Raw genomic sequence first — 18,194 nt, 5'->3', positions numbered from 1 at the left:
GTGTTCAGGTGTTCAGGCGTTCGAGTCTTCGTATGCCAGGTCGCCCCCGTGCTCGCGCGACGCCTCGGCCTGCGCCAGCAGTTCCTGGGCCTTGGCCTTCACGCCCTCGGCCCAGCTCTCCGCCGCCACCCGTGTCGGTGCTCTGCTCGGATGCCATATCGCCAGTGTCACACCGCGCTGACCTGCGTTGCTGGCGCGTGGGGGGCCCTGTCATTACCCCGAACGCCGCTCCCCGGCACAGCTCGACCTGCCACCGGGGGCGCGAAGGCGGGATGCTCGAAGAACCCGCGAAAGGTAAGGAACGCCCCATGCAGACCGTCACCCTCAACAACGGCGTCGAGATGCCCATCCTCGGTTTCGGCGTCTACCAGATCCCGCCGGAGCAGACCGAGCAGGCCGTCAGCGATGCCCTCGCCGCGGGCTACCGACTGCTCGACGCCGCTGCCGCCTACGGCAACGAGGAGGCCGTAGGCCGCGCGATCAAGAACAGCGGCATCCCGCGCGAGGACCTGTTCGTCACCACCAAGCTGTGGGTCCAGGACGCACCCGCCGAGGAGAACACCAAGCGCGCCTTCGAGACGTCGCTGACCAAGCTCGGCCTGGACCATATCGACCTGTACCTGATGCACCAGCCCTTCGGTGACGTGTACGGCCAGTGGCGCGCCATGGAGGCACTCAACCGCGAGGGCCGCGCCAAGGCGATCGGCGTCGCCAACTTCTACCCCGACCGGCTCCTCGACCTCGTCCTCAACAACGAGGTCACCCCCGCGGTCAACCAGATCGAGACCCACCCGTTCTTCCAGCGCACCGCCGACCAGGAGCTGATGCGCGAGCACGGGGTCCAGATCCAGTCGTGGGGCGGGTTCGCCGAGGGCAAGAACGAGATCTTCACCCACCCCGTTCTGAGCGAGATCGGCGCGAAGCACGGCAAGTCCGTGGCGCAGGTCGTGCTCCGCTGGCTGACCCAGCGCGGCGTCGTCGCGATCCCCAAGTCGGTCCGCGCCGAGCGCATGGCGGAGAACTTCGACATCTTCGACTTCGAGCTCACCGACGACCAGATGGCGGCCGTCGCCGCCCTGGACACCGGGGCGACGCTGTTCTTCGACCACCACGACCCGGCGATGGTCAGCTGGCTCAGCGCACGGCGCCTGGAGGCTTGAGCCGACAGGCGGCAGCGCCACCGCACCAGGCAAGCTCTCGCGCGAGCACTCCTCCGGTACGGCCCCAAGCGCCTGCCCGCGAGGGGTACTCCTCGACGCCCTCAGACGGCACCCACCTCACGGACCAGGACCTCACCATGTCCCAGAAGCAGCACATCACCGACGTACTCATGGTCGGCGCGACCGGCAGCATCGGGCGGCTCGCGGTGGAGGCCGCACAGCGGCACGGCCTGCGCCCGCGGGCACTGGTACGCGACGTGCGCCGCGCCGAGCGACTGCTCCCCGGCGTCGAACTGGTGCGGGGCGACCTTGAGGATCCCGCCTCCCTGCGGAACGCGGTCGGCGGAGCCGATGCCATCGTCCTCACCCACGGCTCCGGCGGCGACCCCGAGACTCGTCGCCGTGTCGACTACGGCGGCGTACGCAACCTCTTGCAGGCTCTCGACGGCGCCCGGCCGCGTGTGGCACTGATGACCTCCATCTATGCCACCCGCAGCGACATCCCGGGCAACTCCCCCTGGAAGCGGCGCTCCGAGCGCCTTCTGCGGGCCGGCGGCCTGCCCTACACCATCGTCCGACCCGGCTGGTTCGACCAGGCCGGCCCCACCCAGCGGCGCCTCGTCCTGGAGCAGGGCGGCACGGCCGACGGCGGGATCGCCCGCGACCAGATCGCCGAGACGCTCGTCCGAAGCCTGCTGACGGACACCGCGTTGGGCAAGACGTTCGAGCTCATCGCCGAAGAGGGGAAGGAGCCGTCCGACTGGGAAGCACTCTTCGGCGCCCTGAAGACCGACGAACCCGGCTCTGTGGACGGCGTGCTGGACCCGGCCGACCTCCCCGTCGAAGCCGAACCGCGGGCAGTGCGCGCGGATCTCGACGCGGTCCGTTCCCTGAACGGAAGCAGTGGATGACAGCGCGCGGATTCGGCACCGCGAAGAACAGACCCGCCGCGCCGGGACGACGCACGCTCCTTCGTGGAGCACTTCTGGTAGGAGCCACCGTCATGACCGGTGTCCAGATCACGGGCTGTTCCCCGTCGCAGCCGAGCGAGGCGACGCCGGAGGGCAGTGAGAGAACCGGGGCGACGTCCCCGTCCGGGAAACGGGTCCTGCTGGCCTACTTCTCCCGGGCGGGCGAGAACTACTACAACGGCGGACGTACCGACCTCAAGACCGGAAACACCGAGGTCCTCGCCCGCATCATCAGCCAGCACATCGAGTGCGACGTGCACCGCATCGAAGCCGCCGATGCCTACTCCGACGACTACGACGCGACGGTCGCTCGCAACGTCCGCGAACAGGACGCCGATACACGGCCGGCCATCGCCAACCCCCTGTCCTCGATCGACCGTTACGACGTGGTGCTGCTGGGCAGCCCCATCTGGAACGTCCGAGCGCCCATGATCATGTCGACCTTCGCCGAGGGGTACGACTTCCGCGGCAGGACGGTCCATCCGGTCACGACGTATGCGATGAGCGGACTGGGCACGACCGAGCGCGACTACGCGGCGGTCTGCCCGGGCGCGACCATCGGGGAAGGGCTCGCGGTGCGTGGCGAGGACGTCGGGAAGGCCGATGCCGAGGTCCGGTCGTGGCTGCGGCGCATCGGCGCTCTCCGGGATTGATCCTGTCCGTGAGTGACTTCGCGGACGACATCGGGGCGGGGCCGGTAGGCGGCTTGCCCTGCTCGGCCACCTGTCACCGGAGCGTCGGCGTCCGACCGTTCAGCACTCACCATTGATCACCCCAGTCCGTGATCGAGCACCTCTGACCGATCACTCGGCGTCGTGGAGCTGTGGGCGTCAGCCACGGATACGCGACACCGCCACCCCATGCGATCCCACCAGTCCAAAGGGTGAACCCGCTTCGGCCCTTGTGGGCTCGGGCAGGCGCCACAGCTACGTGACGGGGGTGCCCCAGGTCGAGCGAAGTCGAGAGGAGGGAGCCCGGGGTCACTGTCGCGGAACTCTTCCCTGGGCAGGGAATCGGCCTCCGATCCGACGCCGACGACACGACCTCGCTTCTGCTGGCGCTTCGGGCCGCGGGCGCGCTCAGCCCCGGCTGCCGGCGCCGTACGGGGCGTACAGGTCCAGCAGCCGGGTCCGGGCGGAGCGGAGGCGGTGGGCGAGCACGTCGCCGGCCCATTGGGCGATGGTGCTGCCGATGGCCGGGTCTTCCCGGCACAGCAGGCGGACGGCCGTGGCATCGAACTCGTACGCCCGCACCGGGGTCGTCGCCTCGGCGCCCAGGTGCCAGGAGTGCGGGGTGAACAGCCAGGACCAGCCGACGAGTTCGTTGTGCCGGAGGGTCTCGATGACGGCCGCGCGGCGGCCCGGCACATGCATGTCGAGCTGGACCGTGCCCGTGCGGATGATCCAGAACCGGTCGGCCCGGCCGCCCTCCTCGAACAAGCGCGTCCCTTGCGGGAAGGAGACCTCGTGGGCGAAGCCCATGAGCCGCTGCTGGTGCTCGGCCGGCAGCGCGCGCGGCATGCTGGGCGTGGGAGTGATGATCATGGCGTGCCTCCCGACGGGACGGGGGAACTGTCCTGACCAGCGTGTGCCCGACGCCCGGCGGCCGACCATGGGCCATCCGGTCCACCGGCCGGGCCACTCGGCTCTGACCAGGGGACTTCCGGCACGCTGTGGCGCCACCGACCGGGTTGTTCCATGAGTGCGTGAGACCACCCGCCGGGTGGAGGGGCGAGCTGGGGGTACCTCATTCCCTCCAGACCTCTGAAGGTTGTCGGCGGATCGGGCTGTTCGTCTCGTACCGGGTCGGTGAGGAGATGCCGGCCGCTACCGGAAACTCCGACATCGAGTTCATGCAATGTCTGTCGGCCCTGCCCCGAACCGGAAGTCGTCGACGGCGTGTTCTCCTCACCCGCACCAATCGTGTCGCTCAGTCGGAGAACCGCCTGCACGCCATCGAAGCCGTACGCGTCGCCCCTCTGGAGGAATGAGCCATGCGCATCGTCATCGCCCTCGGCGGCAACGCCCTGCTGCACCGCGGCGAACACCCCGACGCGGCCGTCCAGGAGGCGAACATCGACCGGGTGACCACCGCGATCGCCGCCCTCGCCCACGATCACGAGATCGTCATCACCCACGGCAACGGCCCCCAGATCGATCTGCTCGCTGTCGAGAGCGACGCCGACCCGGCCCTGAGCGCCCCTTACCCGCTGGACCTGCTCGGCGCCCAGACCCAGGGCATGATCGGTTCCCTGCTGGTCCGCACCCTGTACGACGCCCTGCCCGGCCGTCGTATCGCCGCGCTGGTCACCCACACCCTCGTGCGGGCCGACGATCCGGCCTTCGGGCACCCCACGAAGTTCGTCGGCCAGGTGTACCCCCACGACGTAGCGTCCGCGCTCGCCCGCGAACGCGGCTGGCACATCGGCGCCGACACCACCGGCCGGCGCCGCGTGGTCCCCTCCCCGGCACCCGTACGCGTCCTGGAGACCGACACCATCCACGACCTGCTGGGCAGCGGCACGCTCGTCATCTGCGCCGGCGGCGGAGGCGTCCCCGTCACCGCGGACCACGACACCGGCGCGCTCACCGGGGCGGAAGCCGTCGTCGACAAGGACCTCACGGCAGCCCTGCTCGCCGAGCACCTGAAGGCCGACTTCCTGCTCATCCTCACCGACGTGCCCTGCGTCTACTCCGGCTACGGCACCCCCGACCAGCAGCCCGTCCTCGGCGCCACCCCCGCCGATCTGCGCCGGAGCGGCTTCCCCGAGGACTCGATGGGACCTAAGGCCGAGGCCGCCGCCCGGTTCGTCGAACGCACCGGGGGACTGGCCGCGATAGGGGCCCTGGACGCGGCGTACGAGATCGTCCACGGCAGGTCCGGCACCCTCGTCCGCCCGGACCTGCCCGCCGGGTGACGGTCGCCGAGCGGAGGGCCGTCCGGCCCTGGCAGGAGGGGGCCGGACGGCCGGGTCCACGTCCCTGTCCGGCTCTCCCGACGACCAGTGCGTCGCACGAGCATGGAGTCAGGGAGACATCCCCGTGCGAAGCAAGGGAGAGAACCGGCGATGACAGCGACAGTGACAGCGGGAACGCGCGCAACCGAGGCATGGCGCGGCTTCGCCGGCACCTCTTGGCGCGAGCGCGTCGACGTGCGCGACTTCATCCAGGCCAACTACACGCCGTACGAAGGCGACGCGACCTTCCTGACCGGCCCCACCGACCGCACGCGCGCCGTCTGGGAGAAGGTCAGCGCCCTGTTCCCGGAGGAGCGCAGCCGGGGCGTCCTCGACGTGGACGCCGCCACCCCTTCCACGATCACCTCGCACGCGCCCGGATACATCGACCGGGAACGGGAGTTGATCGTCGGCCTGCAGACCGACGCCCCGCTGAAGCGCGCGATCATGCCCAACGGCGGCCTGCGTATGGTCGAGAACAGCCTGAAGGCGTACGGCTACGAGCCCGACCCCTTCATCTCGCGCGTCTTCGGCACCTACCGCAAGACCCACAACGACGGTGTCTTCGACGCCTACACCCCCGACATGCGGGCCGCCCGCCGGGCCGGGATCATCACCGGCCTGCCCGACGCCTACGGCCGCGGCCGGATCATCGGCGACTACCGGCGCGTGGCGCTGTACGGCACGGACCGCCTGATCGAGGCCAAGAAGGCCGAGCGGGCCCTGCTCGACGCCTGCGCCTCCAGTACCGAGGTCATCCGGGACCGGGAGGAACTCGCCGAGCAGACACGGGCGTTGGGCGAGTTGACACGGATGGCGGCCACCTACGGCTGTGACGTCTCCCGCCCCGCCACCACCGCCCACGAGGCCGTCCAGTGGCTCTACCTCGGCTACCTGGCCGCCGTGAAGGAGCAGAACGGCGCCGCGATGTCGCTCGGCCGCACCTCCACCTTCCTGGACGTCTTTCTCCAACGGGACCTGGACGAAGGCGTGTTGGACGAGTCCCGGGCCCAGGAACTGATCGACGACTTCGTGATCAAGCTGCGGATCGTACGCTTCCTGCGCACGCCCGAGTACGACGCCCTCTTCTCCGGCGACCCGACCTGGGTGACGGAGTCCATCGGCGGCATGGGGGTCGACGGCCGCACCCTCGTCACCCGCACCTCCTACCGCTTCCTCCAGACCCTCTACAACCTCGGCCCCGCCCCCGAACCCAACCTGACAGTCCTGTGGTCGCCCCAACTCCCCTTCGCCTTCAAGGAGTTCTGCACTCAGGTCTCCATCGACACCAGCGCCGTCCAGTACGAGTCCGACGACCTGATGCGCCCGTGCACCGGCGACGACACCGCGATCGCCTGCTGTGTGTCGGCGATGGCGGTGGGCAAGCAGATGCAGTTCTTCGGAGCGCGGGTCAACCTGGCCAAGGCGCTGCTGTACGCGGTCAACGGCGGCCGCGACGAGATGACCGGCGAACAGATCTCACCCGAAGCACCTCCGCTGACAGGGGATTACCTGGACTACGCGGAGCTGTCGGCGGCCTACGACCGCGTCCTGGACTGGCTTGCCCGGACGTACGTCAACGCCCTCAACGTCATCCACTACATGCACGACAAGTACGCCTACGAGCGCCTCGAGATGGCGCTGCACGACTACCCCGTGCACCGCTTCATGGCCTGCGGCATCGCCGGGCTGTCCGTCGCCGCCGACAGCCTGTCCGCCGTCAAGTACGCCCGGGTGAAGGTGTTCCGGGACGCCACCGGCCTCGCCGTCGACTTCCGCACCGAGGGCGACTTCCCGGCCTACGGCAACAACGACGACCGCGCCGACAGCATCGCCGTAGGACTCGTCGAGACCTTCATGACGAAGGTGCGCCAATACCCCACCCACCGGGGCGCCGAACACACCCAGTCGGTGCTGACGATCACCTCGAACGTCGTCTACGGCAAGCACACCGGCAACACCCCCGACGGCCGCCTCACCGGAGCGCCCTTCGCCCCGGGCGCCAACCCGATGAACGGCCGCGACCGGCACGGGGTCGCCGCCTCCATGCTCTCGGTGGCAAAGCTGCCGTACGAACAGGCCCGTGACGGCATCTCGCTGACGACGAACATCACCCCGGAGGGACTCGGTCACCGCCCCGAGGAACGTGCCGGGCACCTGGTCGGCATCCTCGACGCCTATATGGCTGCGGGCGGCTTCCACATGAACGTGAACGTACTTGACCGCTCCACGCTGCAAGACGCCATGGAACACCCGGACAAGTACCCGGACTTGACCATCCGCGTCTCCGGTTACGCCGTCAACTTCGTCCGGCTGACCCGCGAGCAGCAGCTCGACGTGATCAGCCGCACCTTCCACGGATCGCTGTGAGGACCGTGCGGACCGCGACGACCGGCCGGATCCACTCCTGGGACCTGTCCACCGGCGTGGACGGCCCCGGGACCCGGTTCGTGCTCTTCGTCTCCGGCTGCCCGCTGCGCTGCCTGTACTGCGCCAACCCCGACACCTGGCACATGCGGGACGGGCGGGAGGCGACGGTCGACGAGGTGATGGCGGAGATCGACAAGTACCGCGCCTTCATCACCGTCGCCGGCGGCGGAGTGACCCTCACGGGCGGCGAGCCGCTGCTCCAGTCCGCCTTCACCGGCGAGATCCTGCGCCGCTGCAAGGAGGCAGGTCTGCACACCGCGCTCGACACCTCCGGCTTCCTCGCCGCCCGCGCCACCGACGAACTCCTCGCCGACACCGACCTGGTACTCCTGGACATCAAGTCCTTCGACATCAACGCCTACCGCCACCTGACGGGCGGTGAACTCGCGCCCACCCTGAACTTCGCCACCCGCCTCGACCGGCTCGGCGTCCCGATGTGGATCAGGTACGTCCTGGTGCCGGGCTGGACGGACGACGCGGAATCCGTGGACGGTCTGGCCGACTTCGTCGCGGGACTCGGCTCGGTCGACCGCGTGGACGTCCTGCCGTTCCACAAGCTGGGAGCCGCGAAGTACGAGGCCCTCGACGTTCCGTTCCCGCTGCGCGACAGTCCCGTCCCCACTCCCGAACTGGTCGGACGCGTCCGTGAACAGTTCCGGGCGCACGGCCTGTCGGCCTACTGATCGCGGCACCGACCGCCACAGGCGGCCATCGGCGCTGGACGGCATCGCCGTTCGTGTCCCCGTCGAGGACGGCTCGCTCACCGACCTCGCCGTGGTCCTGAACCGCGAGGCGACCGCGGACGAGGTCAACGAGGCGTTCACCGTGGCCGCCGAGGGACCGCTCAACGGCATCCTCCGGGTGTCGAAGGCGCCCATCGTGTCCCGTGACGTCATCGGGGATCCGGCTTCCTGCATCTTCGACCCGGCCCTCACCCAGGCCGACGGCACGCTCGTCAAGGTCTTCGGCTGCTACGACAACGAGTGGGGCTACACCAACCGGCTCCTGGACCTCACGGCCCTCGTCGCCGACGACTGACATGCCACGGAGGGGACCGGCGCCGTGGGACGCCGGTCCCCTCCGCATGTCACGGACGACCGGCGGAAGAGGTTGGGCCGACCGGCCCCCGATACACCCCGGACAGCCCATGGGACCCCTCGCCGATCCGCTGGATGCTCGAAGTGCCGGACAAAGCCCTGGAGGAGACCCCTGATGACGGACGACGTGCTCAACCGATCCCCGGTCCACGCGCTGCTCGCGGACGGCACCACCGTGTGCGTCCGCCCCGTGTCGCCAGGAGATCACGATCAACTGGAAGGGTTCTACGAGGAGTTGTCCCCGGAGAACCTGCGGCTCAGGTTCTTCGCGGCGAGCCGGCGGTCGGGAGCCCTGGCCGCCGACCGGGCCGGCGCCCAGCCCCACCCGGGCTACCGCGCCCTGTTGGCCGAGACCCATGGCGGCGTCATCGGCCTCGCCGAGTACGACACGGGGGGCGACGCCAAGGACTCCGCGGAGATATCCATCGCCGTCGCCGACGGCCTGCACCACCGCGGTGTCGGCACCCTGCTCGTCGAGCACCTGGTCTCCGCGGCCCGCGCCGAGGGCATCGTCACCTTCGTCGCCGACGCGCTCAGCGAGAACCACGAGGTGCTCCGCCTCTTCGCCGACCTCGGGCTGCGCACGGAGCGCCGCTTCGACGGCCCGGAGACGCGCTGCACCATCCGGCTCACCGAGGACGACACCTACCTCTCCGCCGTGGAGACCCGAGGCCGGGCAGCCGACGTGGCCAGCCTTACGCCCCTGTTCCGGCCGGGCGTCGTCGCGGTCGTCGGTGCCGGACGCCGGCCCGGTTCGATCGGCCGCGCGATCCTCCACCACCTGCACTCCGGCGGATTCACCCGGCGCCTCTTCGCGGTGAACCCCAGCGCCACCTCCATCCTGGGCATCCCGTCCCACCCTTCCGTCAGTGCCCTGCCCAGGACACCGGACCTGGTGGTCGTCGCCGTACCCGCCGCCGCCGTCCCGGCCACCGCCGAGGAGTGCGGCAAGGCCGGTGTGCGGGCACTGCTCGTGGTGACCGCCGGTCTCGACAGCCACCAGTCGCAGGCGCTGCTGACCGCCTGCCGCACCTACGGCATGCGCCTGGTGGGCCCCAACTGCCTGGGCATCTCCAACACCGAGCCGGAACTGCGACTCGACGCCACGTTCGCCGCCAACCACCCGAGCCCCGGCACGGCGGGCGTCGCCGTGCAGTCCGGCGGGGTCGGGATCGCCCTGCTCGAAGGCTTGTCCCGACTGGGCATCGGCGTCTCGTCGTTCGCCTCCCTCGGCGACAAGTACGACGTCAGCGGCAACGACATGCTCCAGTGGTGGGAGAGCGACGGCACCACCGACCTCGCCCTGCTGCACCTGGAGTCCTTCGGCAACCCGCAGGCCTTCTCCAGGACCGCCCGTCGCGTGACCCGCCGCATTCCGGTGCTCACCGTCGACGCCGGCCGCACCGACGCCGGCCGCCGAGCCGCCGCCTCGCACACCGCGGCCGCCGCCACCCGCACCATGACCCGCCAGGCCCTGTTCACCCAGGCCGGCATCACCGCGACCCGCTCGATCGGTGAACTCCTGGAAACCGCGGCCCTGTTGCACTCCCAGCCGTTGCCCGAGGGTTCCCGGGTCGCGATCGTCACCAACGCGGGCGCCGTGGGCGTCCTGGCCGCGGACGCCTGTGCCGAGGCAGGGCTCACCCTGCCGCCGCTCAGCCCCGAGACGGTCGCCGACCTGGTCGCCGTACTGCCCGACGGGGCCACGGTCGGAAACCCGGTCGACGCCACCGCCGCGGTGAGCGAGGAAGAACTCGGCGCGTGCCTGGACCGGCTCGTGAAGTGCCCGGGCGTCGACGCCGTGCTGGTGGCCCTCGTCCCCACCGCGGTCGCCGAGGCGACCGGCGACGACCTGGTCCGGGCGCTCACCCGGGCACCCGCACGCCGGGCCCGGCCGGTCGCCGTCGTACGCCTGGAACAAGCCCTGCCGGTCGAGCTGCTGCCCGCCGACGGCGGCACGATCCCCTCGTATGCCGAACCGCACACGGCGGCCCGCGCACTCGCCCACGCGGCCCACCGTGCGGCCTGGCTCGCCCGTCCCGCGGGCACCGTTCCGGAACTCCCTGACGTCGGCACCCAACGGGCACGGACGATCGTCGAGGACCATCTGCGGGCGCATCCGGACGGCGGCCTGCTCGACCCGCGCACCTGCGCCGACCTGCTGGCCTGTTACGGCATCCCGCAGATCCCGTGGGCCTGGGCCGAGACCGAGGACGACGCCGCCCTGGCCGCGGACCGGCTGCGCGGCTTCGACGGACGAGTGGTCATGAAGGCCCACTGGCCCGGCCTTGTACACAAGACGCAGCAGCACGCGGTCCACCTCGACCTGCGGGGCGACTCCCAAGTCCGGGCCGCGTTCCGGGACTTGGAGACGCGATTCGCGGGACTGATGACCGGGGTGGTCATACAGCCGCTCGCCGCCCGCGGCACCGAACTGTTCGCCGGCGTCGTCCAGGACGAGGTCTTCGGACCGCTCGTCCTGTTCGGACTCGGCGGAACGGCCACCGAGGTACTCGCCGACCACGCGGCCCGGCTCGCCCCGCTCACCGACCATGACGTGCACGACCTGATCACGTCCCCGCGCTGCGCCCCACTGCTGTTCGGCGCGGACGGCAGCGGCCCCGTAGACCTACATGCCCTGGAACAACTGCTGCTGCGACTGTCCCGGATGGCGAGCGACCTGCCGCAGCTCGCCGAGGCCGACTTCAACCCGGTCCTCGCGGCACCGGACCAGGTCACCGTGCTCGACGCACGCGTCCGCCTGCTGCCGCGCCCGCCCCGCGACCCCTACCTGCGTCGACTCCGCTGAGGAGGATCAGCCATGAAGCACAACAAGGTCGGCTCCGTGATGACCAGTGACGTCGTCCGAGCCGAATACGGCACCCCGTTCAAGGAGGTGGCGCGACTGCTCGCCGCTCACCGGATCAGCGGACTGCCCGTCGTAGACGAGGACGACAAGGTGATCGGCGTCATCTCCGAAACGGACCTCATGGTCCGCCAGGCGACGACCCCCGACCCCTACGAACCCCCGCGCCGTCGGCGGTTCGCCGCGCTGACACGCGGCGGCCGGCAGCAGACCGCGAAGACCGAGGCCCGTACGGCCGGTCAACTGATGACCGGGCCGCCGGTCACCGTGTACGCCGACGACACCATCGTCGAGGCCGCCCGGACCATGGCCCAGCATCGCGTCGAGCGGCTGCCGATTCTCGACGAGGCGGACCGGCTCGTCGGCATCGTCACCCGCCGCGACCTGCTCCAGGTCTTCCTTCGGCCCGACGCGGAGATCCATGAAGAGGTCGTCCAGGACGTGCTCGGGCGCACCCTGTGGGTGCCGCCCCACGGCATCGACGTCTCCGTGGCGGAAGGGGTCGTCACCCTCACCGGCCAACTGGAGCGCAGGAGCGAAACGGATATCGCCGTCTCGATGACCCGACAGATCGACGGCGTGGTCGCCATGGTCGACCAGCTCACCCACCGGCTGGACGACGCACGGGTGCGGGCCGACGAGCACGCACTGCACGGCGTGAGCGACGACTGGCTGCGCGGGCTGTGAGAGGAGGCGGACCGTCATACGACGGGGCACCGGGTGCAGGTGCCCCGCATCGCTTGCGGGGACTGTCAGTTGAAGCAGGCGCCTGGGAACAGTGCGTGCGGCGGCCGCCGAGTCTTCCGGGCCCGGGGGCAGGGGGTCAGACGGCGGGCCCGCGTCAGCGGGCCGACGGGTTTCCGGTAACGGAACCGGGTCGTCTGTTCGAAATCCCGGAGCGTGACGGATACCCGGCGACAGCACGTGACTTCAGCCAGCCGTCGCTCGGGCCGACGAGGCGTTGCCGAAGGACCGCTCGGGACCGGTTCCCTGCAGGGGGCGGGGCGGTTCGCCCCCAGCAGACGGCAGATGAGGGTGTACCTCGAACACTCCGCCCAGGCCGGTGACCCGGAGGATCCGCAGGAAGGCGCCGCTGTCGGTGACCAGTCGCAGCCGGCCGTGCCGCGCCAGGACCCGGTTCCGGGTCCGGCACAGGACACTGAGCCCGGAGCAGTCGATGAAGGACACGGAGCGCAGGTCGAGCACCAGATCCGGGTGCGTGCCCGAGGTCAGGGCGTCGAGGCGGGACGCCAGCGGGATCGCCGTCACGAGGTCGATCTCGCCGTGCCACGTCACGACGGTCGCCCCGTCGATGCTGCGTACGGTGCGAGGCGGTGCGGACCTCGTGAGGTTTTCGGTCATGGTGAGATCAAAGCCGCAGTGGAAGCCCGTGCGGAAGGGCCGGTCGGTCCCTGGAGGCGGGGCCAGGCAGGCCCCGGTACGTGCCGCGCCCAGCAGGGTCCGTCCGGTCGGGACGATGGCCCGACCGGCCCAAGCGGTCCGCCTCGCACGCAGGTCACGCTGGACGTGCGGGGCGAACCCGGCGCGATGGGACGCCGGACTCGTACTGGCAGCCGGGATCCCGCCCTGACCATCAGCAAGCCGAGGGACGTGATGACCATGCCCGAACGGACACGGACCAACACCGATACGCCGGCGGAAAGCCCCTTGGGCGACCTGGGCCGCCGCCTCGCCACCAGGCGCGTGCAACTGGGCCTGACCCTCCCGGAGGCAGCCACCCGGGCGGGCATGGCGCCCAGCTACCTGAAGTACCTGGAGGAGCATCCCGGTGCCGCACCGGGCAGGGGCACGCTCCTCGGCCTGGCCGATGTCCTGGAGACCACGGTGTCGGAACTCGCCGGCGCAGCCGTCGATCTGCCGCCCGGTCTCGAACAGGCCGCTCGCAGCCCCGAGTTCACGGAACTGGGCGCGGGCGAGTGCAGGTCCCTGCTCGGCACGCACGGGGTGGGGAGAATCGCGGTGTCGACCGGCTCGGGGCCGGTCGTCGTGCCGGTCAACTACAGCGTGGTCGACGACGCGATCGTGTTCCGGACAGCCTCCGGTGCGACGCCTTCGCTGGCCGTCGGCCGTCGGGTGGCCTTCGAGGTGGACCGTATCGACGACGCGTTCAGCCGGGGCTGGAGTGTGCTCGTGCGGGGGCGTGGGCGAGCGGTGGCCGACCCCGGCGAGGCGCGCCGGCTCGCGGACGGTGCCCACAGCGGACCGTGGGCGGGAGGCGAGCGCGAACTGTGGGTACGGGTCGACCTGCAGGCGGTCACGGGACGCCGGATCACCGTGTGACGGAGATGTCGCCGTCCGGCACGGTCCGGGCGGGCGCCACCTTCCCTCCCGCGCGTCGAAAGCCGAACGGCCCTGTTCCAAGGGGCCGTTCGGCTTTCTGACGAGTACTCATGGCTCCTGCCCCGCGGGTCGGCGGACGACGAGCATCGTCGGTGGAGGCACTCCGGCCCGGATCGTCGGGCGGCGCCCCTGGTCCGCCGCGGACCCGCTTTCGGCGCCTCCCGTGCCCAGGCACACGTCCTGGGCACACCCTGAGCACGCAGAAGGGAAGCAGGTCCATGACTCTCCCACACGTGGTCGTCGGAGTGGACGGCTCACTGGTCTCCGTACGGGCGTTGGACCAGGCCGCGGAGGAAGCGGCACGGCGCGGCATCGCGCTGCGCGTGGTGTACGCCGTGCCCGACCGCGACGAAGCCGGCCCTGTTCTCGCGTCCGCCGCCTCGCGCGTGCGGGAACGGCACCCCGCCGTGCCCGTGGACACCAGGGCCGTAGCGGACGGCGTCGTGCGAACGCTGGCCCGCGAGAGCGCGGACGCGGTGCTCACGGTCGTCGGCACACGGGGACTCGGTGGACTGGCCGGTCTTGTGTGCGGAGCGGTGAGTTCACGGCTGGCCGCGCAGGCGCACGGTCCGTTGCTGGTCGTACGCGGGGAACGCCCGCACGACGACCGCCGCGATGTACTGCTCGGTCTGGAGGCCGACACGGATACGGAGGCAGCCCTCTACGCCCTTGAGGAGGCGGAGTTGCGCGGCGCGAGCCTGCGTGTTCTGCACTGCTGGACGCACCGTCACACGATTCCCGAACTGCCCTCGCTGATACCGGCGACGCGCCAGGGACGGGAGGGCCGCCCGAGGGTGGCGGTGGAGAGTCGGACGGTCCACACCGCCCCGGCGCAGGCCTTGGTGGAGGCCACCCGGGACGCCGTCGTCGTGGTCATCGGATCGCACCGGCCGGGCAGCGGGCACGGCGGCCACCTGGGGCCGGTCGCCCGCACCCTCCTGCACCACGCGCACTGTCCCGTGGTCGTCGTCCCCACCGGATGCCGGTGACCACGTCAGGGCGGATACGGATCGTCTTTTCGTTCCACAGTCGTTGCCACGCAGGTCGCAACATCGCCCGGCAGCGGGCCAGTTCACCGGGATGAGCCACGAGCTGGACGGACCCTTCGTGGATACGGATGACGATGTCCCGTAGTGCAGAACATGGTTGACCAGGCGCACGCTGCCCAACAGCCGCTGCGCCTCGGCGCTTTCGCGCTCTGCACTGCGGCGAGCACCTGCGGCGACCGGACGGAACGGGGTGACGGGGCCGGACGGCGTGCTTCAGGGACCCATCCGGCCCTGTCGGGGCTGCGGTGCCGAGGGCGAGGCTCAAGGCCTGGGAAGCAAGACCGAGGAAGCCGAGCCCGCTGCCGCATGGGCGTGGATTCGGCGGCACGAGGCTGCCCGTCGGTGAACCGCCGAGCGAGGCACCCAGGTTCTGAGACTGCGCAAGGGAAAGGGAGAACCGACATGAGCGGCCCGGTCGTAGTAGGAGTCGATGGCTCGCAGTCGGGCATGGCCGCGGTGGAGGCCGCGGCGCACGAGGCCGAGCGGATCGGGGTGGAGCTCCGCTTGGCGCACGCCTTCGAGTGGTCGTCGGCTCATGTGCCGTCCGGTGTTCCACCCTGGGACCAGCGTGGGGCCGGGGCGTGCCGTGAGGTGAGGGGCGCGTTGACCGAGGCTGAACGATGGGCCCTTCGTGCCGCGCCCCATGTCCGTGTGACGCACGAAGTCCTCATGGGTTCCCCCGTGGCGGTGCTGGAGTCCGGATCCCGTGAGGCGTCTCTCATCGTGGTGGGCAGCAGTCTGCCGGGCAGGTCCGGCTCACTGCGAGCCGGCTCGGTGGCCGGGCAGTTGGCAGCCCATGGACGTTCTCCGGTGCTGGTTGTGCGAGGCAGGCCTGACCCGTCCGGCGCCGTCGTGCTGGCCGGCGGCCACACCCAGGGGACCCGGGCGGCGACGGAGTTCGCCTACGCCGAGGCGTCGTCCCGTGGCGCCGACCTGGTCGTGCTGGCCAGGACGACCGTGTGGAACAGCCGATCGCACAACGGCTTCGCCGCCGCTCTGTCCGTGCTGAGCGAGAAGTACCCGGACGTCACCACGCACCGTGCCCGAGTCCCCCTCCGGGGCGGGCTCTGCCGGGCACTCGTCGAGGCGAGCACCCGAGCACAGCTCGTCGTGGTCGGGTCGCGAGACCGGGACCGCCTCGCGGGTGCGCTGCTGGGCCCGGTCAGCCGGGCGGCACTGCACCACGCGGACTGCCCCGTTGCCGTGATCCGCTCGGAGAAGGGGTGATCGGGCGGCGATGTCGCTCGGGGCGTCGCCGGATGAGCAGACGGGGGTTGCACGGGCCGGGCGCATCTGAGACTCGGCCCCAACCGCGCGCTGCCCTCGTAGCCGGGGCAGGCGCACGTGGACCAGCGTCGGCGTAGCGGATCCGCGAGTCGGACCGACAGGTCACTCGTACGGGCCCGCCCCACTGCGGGGGAGGGGCCCGCGGCCGAGGCTGGGGAGGCCGACAGTACGCCGGTGAAGTGCCCGCGCGCCCGTCTGGGCTGCCCGGGGGCGTGACATGAAGGAGGGACGGCGTTCATGGCGAAGGCTTACCTGGTGGGAAGTGGTGTCGCGGCCTTGTCTGCGGCGGCGTTCCTGATCCGTGAGGGCGGGTTCGTGGGGTCGGACATCGTGCTGCTTGAGGAGCAGGACCGGGAGGGCGGCAGCCTGGATGCGGCCGGGTCGCCCGAGGCCGGGTACACGATGCGTGGTGGCCGGATGTTCGAGATCCACTTCGACTGCACGTACGACCTGCTGGGGTCGATCCCGTCGCTGGACGACCCGTCGAAGTCGGTGACCGAGGACACCTTCGCCTTCCACGAGGACTTCGCCTGGGACGACCACGCGCGGCTCGTCGACGCGGCGGGCAAGGTGGTCGACACGCACTCCATGGGCTTCTCCGAGCGCGACCGGCTGGAGCTGGTGAAGTGCGTGGGCACGCCGGAGCGGCTGCTGGACGGCAGGCGCATCACGGACTGCTTCAGCGAGGGGTTCTTCCGTACGGACTTCTGGTGGATGTGGTGCACGACGTTCGCCTTCGAGCCGTGGCACAGCGCGATCGAGTTCCGCCGCTACCTCAACCGCTTCGTGCACCTCTTCAAGACCTTCGACTCCATGTCGGGGATCTACCGGACCCGTTTCAACCAGTACGACTCCATCGTGCGGCCCCTGTCGAAGTGGCTGACCGGGCAGGGGGTGACCGTGCAACTCGGCACCCGGGTAACCGACTTGCGGCTGGCCGACGGGGACGCGCTCACCGTCGAGGCCCTCACCTGGACGCGGGAGGGCCGTAGCGGGGAGACGGAACTCGGCCCCGGTGACCTGGTGTTGGTCACCAACGGCTCGATGACCGCCGGCTCCACGCTCGGTTCCAGCGACACCGCGCCCGTGCTGGACACCTCCGGTGACGCGGGATCCTGGCGGCTGTGGGAGACGCTCGCGGCGAAGCGGCCGGGTCCGTCGGATCGGCCGGGTCTGCTGGGGGACCCGTCGGTGTTCAACTCCTCGATCCCGGACTCGACTTGGGCGTCCTTCACGGTCACGACGAAGGATCCGGCGTTCTTCGAGTTGATGGAGAAGTTCAGCGGCAGTGAGGCCGGCAGGGGCGGGCTGATCACGTTCAAGGATTCCAACTGGCTGCTGACCATCGTCCTCAACCACCAGCCGCACTTCCGCGGGCAGCCCGAGGACACCTTCGTGTGGTGGGGTTATGGCCTCTTCCCGGACAGGGAGGGTGACTTCGTGCGCAAGCCGATGCGTGCGTGCACGGGCCGGGAGGTCCTGGACGAGGTTCTGCGGCATCTGCGTTTCGAGGAGGGTCCGCGGATCCTCGACCGCTCGATCGTCATCCCGGTGCTGATGCCGTACATCACCAGCCAGTTCCTGGTGCGCAGTTCGGGAGACCGGCCGCAGGTTGTCCCGGAGGGCTCCACCAACCTGGCCTTCATCGGCCAGTACGCCGAGGTCCCCGACGACGTCGTCTTCACCGTCGAGTACTCGGTACGCACCGCCTGGACCGCCGTAGCCCAACTCCTGCACCTGGACCGGCAACCGCCCCCGGTCTACAAGGGCGGGCACGACCGGAAGGTCCTGGTCCAGGCCCTGCAGACGATGCACCGCCACTGACCTGCCGAAGAGCGCGGCCGTGTCGATCGTGACAGCCGGGATGGGCAGTTTGACGGGGAGCAGGCAGTCAGGTCGTCGGTGGGGCGGCCCGGAGACTTCTGCCCTGAACTGAGAGGGGTGGTATGCGAGTTGGTGTACATGGTCTCTGCCGCCCGTCGAGGACGTTCGACCATGATCTCGTCCGTGGACCTGC

At 70.5% G+C, this 18,194-nt stretch carries 15 protein-coding genes and 1 pseudogene; 13 read left to right on the top strand and 3 right to left on the bottom strand.

Annotated features, from left to right (window positions below):
* Nucleotides 1–12: 12 nt before the first annotated feature.
* Entirely contained in the window at nt 13–171 is a 159-nt protein-coding gene (locus OG407_RS05645; RefSeq protein WP_405855575.1) for a hypothetical protein, read from the bottom strand.
* 137 nt (nt 172–308) lie between these two features.
* Here OG407_RS05645 and OG407_RS05640 point away from each other — a divergent pair, with 137 nt between their 5' ends.
* From OG407_RS05640 to OG407_RS05630, 3 genes are all read left to right on the top strand, one after another.
* Nucleotides 309–1,160 carry an aldo/keto reductase gene (locus OG407_RS05640; protein WP_405855573.1) on the top strand — a complete coding sequence of 284 codons (852 nt, stop codon included), beginning with the start codon at nt 309–311 and terminating at the stop codon, nt 1,158–1,160.
* A 137-nt stretch (nt 1,161–1,297) separates the two neighbouring features.
* A complete protein-coding gene (locus OG407_RS05635; RefSeq protein WP_405855571.1) occupies nt 1,298–2,071 on the top strand; it encodes an SDR family oxidoreductase in 774 nt (257 codons plus the stop codon).
* 92 nt (nt 2,072–2,163) lie between these two features.
* Nucleotides 2,164–2,784, top strand: a complete 621-nt coding sequence (locus OG407_RS05630) for a flavodoxin (protein WP_405855569.1) — start codon at nt 2,164–2,166, stop codon at nt 2,782–2,784.
* 426 nt (nt 2,785–3,210) lie between these two features.
* Here OG407_RS05630 and OG407_RS05625 read toward each other — a convergent pair whose 3' ends face one another.
* Nucleotides 3,211–3,675, bottom strand: coding sequence for a Crp/Fnr family transcriptional regulator (locus tag OG407_RS05625; RefSeq protein ID WP_405855567.1), 465 nt, complete (start codon nt 3,673–3,675; stop codon nt 3,211–3,213).
* 449 nt (nt 3,676–4,124) lie between these two features.
* Between OG407_RS05625 and OG407_RS05620 the strand changes: the two genes are divergently transcribed.
* The 6 genes and pseudogenes from OG407_RS05620 to OG407_RS05595 all read left to right on the top strand — a co-directional run bounded on the left by OG407_RS05620 (nt 4,125) and on the right by OG407_RS05595 (nt 12,167).
* Entirely contained in the window at nt 4,125–5,048 is a 924-nt protein-coding gene (locus tag OG407_RS05620) for a carbamate kinase (RefSeq protein WP_405855565.1), read from the top strand.
* A 150-nt stretch (nt 5,049–5,198) separates the two neighbouring features.
* Nucleotides 5,199–7,457, top strand: a complete 2,259-nt coding sequence (gene pflB, locus OG407_RS05615) for a formate C-acetyltransferase (RefSeq protein ID WP_405855563.1) — start codon at nt 5,199–5,201, stop codon at nt 7,455–7,457.
* A complete protein-coding gene (gene pflA / locus OG407_RS05610; protein ID WP_405855561.1) occupies nt 7,454–8,200 on the top strand; it encodes a pyruvate formate-lyase-activating protein in 747 nt (248 codons plus the stop codon). Before pflB ends, pflA begins: the two co-directional genes overlap by 4 nt.
* Before the next feature lie 31 nt (nt 8,201–8,231).
* Nucleotides 8,232–8,555 (top strand): annotated as a pseudogene (locus OG407_RS05605) (type I glyceraldehyde-3-phosphate dehydrogenase); the annotation flags it as partial.
* 174 nt (nt 8,556–8,729) lie between these two features.
* On the top strand, nt 8,730–11,423 hold the full coding sequence (locus OG407_RS05600) for a GNAT family N-acetyltransferase (RefSeq protein WP_405855559.1): 2,694 nt from the start codon (nt 8,730–8,732) through the stop codon (nt 11,421–11,423).
* Between the two features lie 12 nt (nt 11,424–11,435).
* Complete coding sequence (locus tag OG407_RS05595) at nt 11,436–12,167, top strand: CBS domain-containing protein (protein WP_405855557.1); 732 nt, start codon at nt 11,436–11,438, stop codon at nt 12,165–12,167.
* 243 nt (nt 12,168–12,410) lie between these two features.
* On the opposite strand, the gene OG407_RS05590 is transcribed toward OG407_RS05595, so the two are convergent.
* Nucleotides 12,411–12,842, bottom strand: a complete 432-nt coding sequence (locus OG407_RS05590; protein ID WP_405855556.1) for an STAS domain-containing protein — start codon at nt 12,840–12,842, stop codon at nt 12,411–12,413.
* Between the two features lie 258 nt (nt 12,843–13,100).
* On the opposite strand from OG407_RS05590, the gene OG407_RS05585 reads away from it, so the two are divergent.
* The 4 genes from OG407_RS05585 to OG407_RS05570 all read left to right on the top strand — a co-directional run bounded on the left by OG407_RS05585 (nt 13,101) and on the right by OG407_RS05570 (nt 18,001).
* Nucleotides 13,101–13,781 (top strand): helix-turn-helix domain-containing protein, encoded by a 681-nt coding sequence (locus tag OG407_RS05585; RefSeq protein ID WP_405855554.1) that lies wholly within the window; start codon nt 13,101–13,103, stop codon nt 13,779–13,781.
* 278 nt (nt 13,782–14,059) lie between these two features.
* The gene (locus tag OG407_RS05580) at nt 14,060–14,830 is read left to right on the top strand and encodes a universal stress protein (protein WP_405855552.1); all 771 of its coding nucleotides are present in this window, start codon (nt 14,060–14,062) and stop codon (nt 14,828–14,830) included.
* A 462-nt stretch (nt 14,831–15,292) separates the two neighbouring features.
* Nucleotides 15,293–16,117, top strand: a complete 825-nt coding sequence (locus OG407_RS05575) for a universal stress protein (RefSeq protein ID WP_405855550.1) — start codon at nt 15,293–15,295, stop codon at nt 16,115–16,117.
* A gap of 297 nt (nt 16,118–16,414) precedes the next feature.
* Nucleotides 16,415–18,001 (top strand): oleate hydratase, encoded by a 1,587-nt coding sequence (locus OG407_RS05570; protein WP_405855548.1) that lies wholly within the window; start codon nt 16,415–16,417, stop codon nt 17,999–18,001.
* The last annotated feature ends 193 nt before the right edge of the window (nt 18,002–18,194 follow it).

This window comes from Streptomyces sp. NBC_01515 (assembly GCF_045040345.1).
Classification (GTDB): domain Bacteria; phylum Actinomycetota; class Actinomycetes; order Streptomycetales; family Streptomycetaceae; genus Streptomyces.
This window is presented reverse-complemented; position numbering and strand designations above follow the sequence as displayed.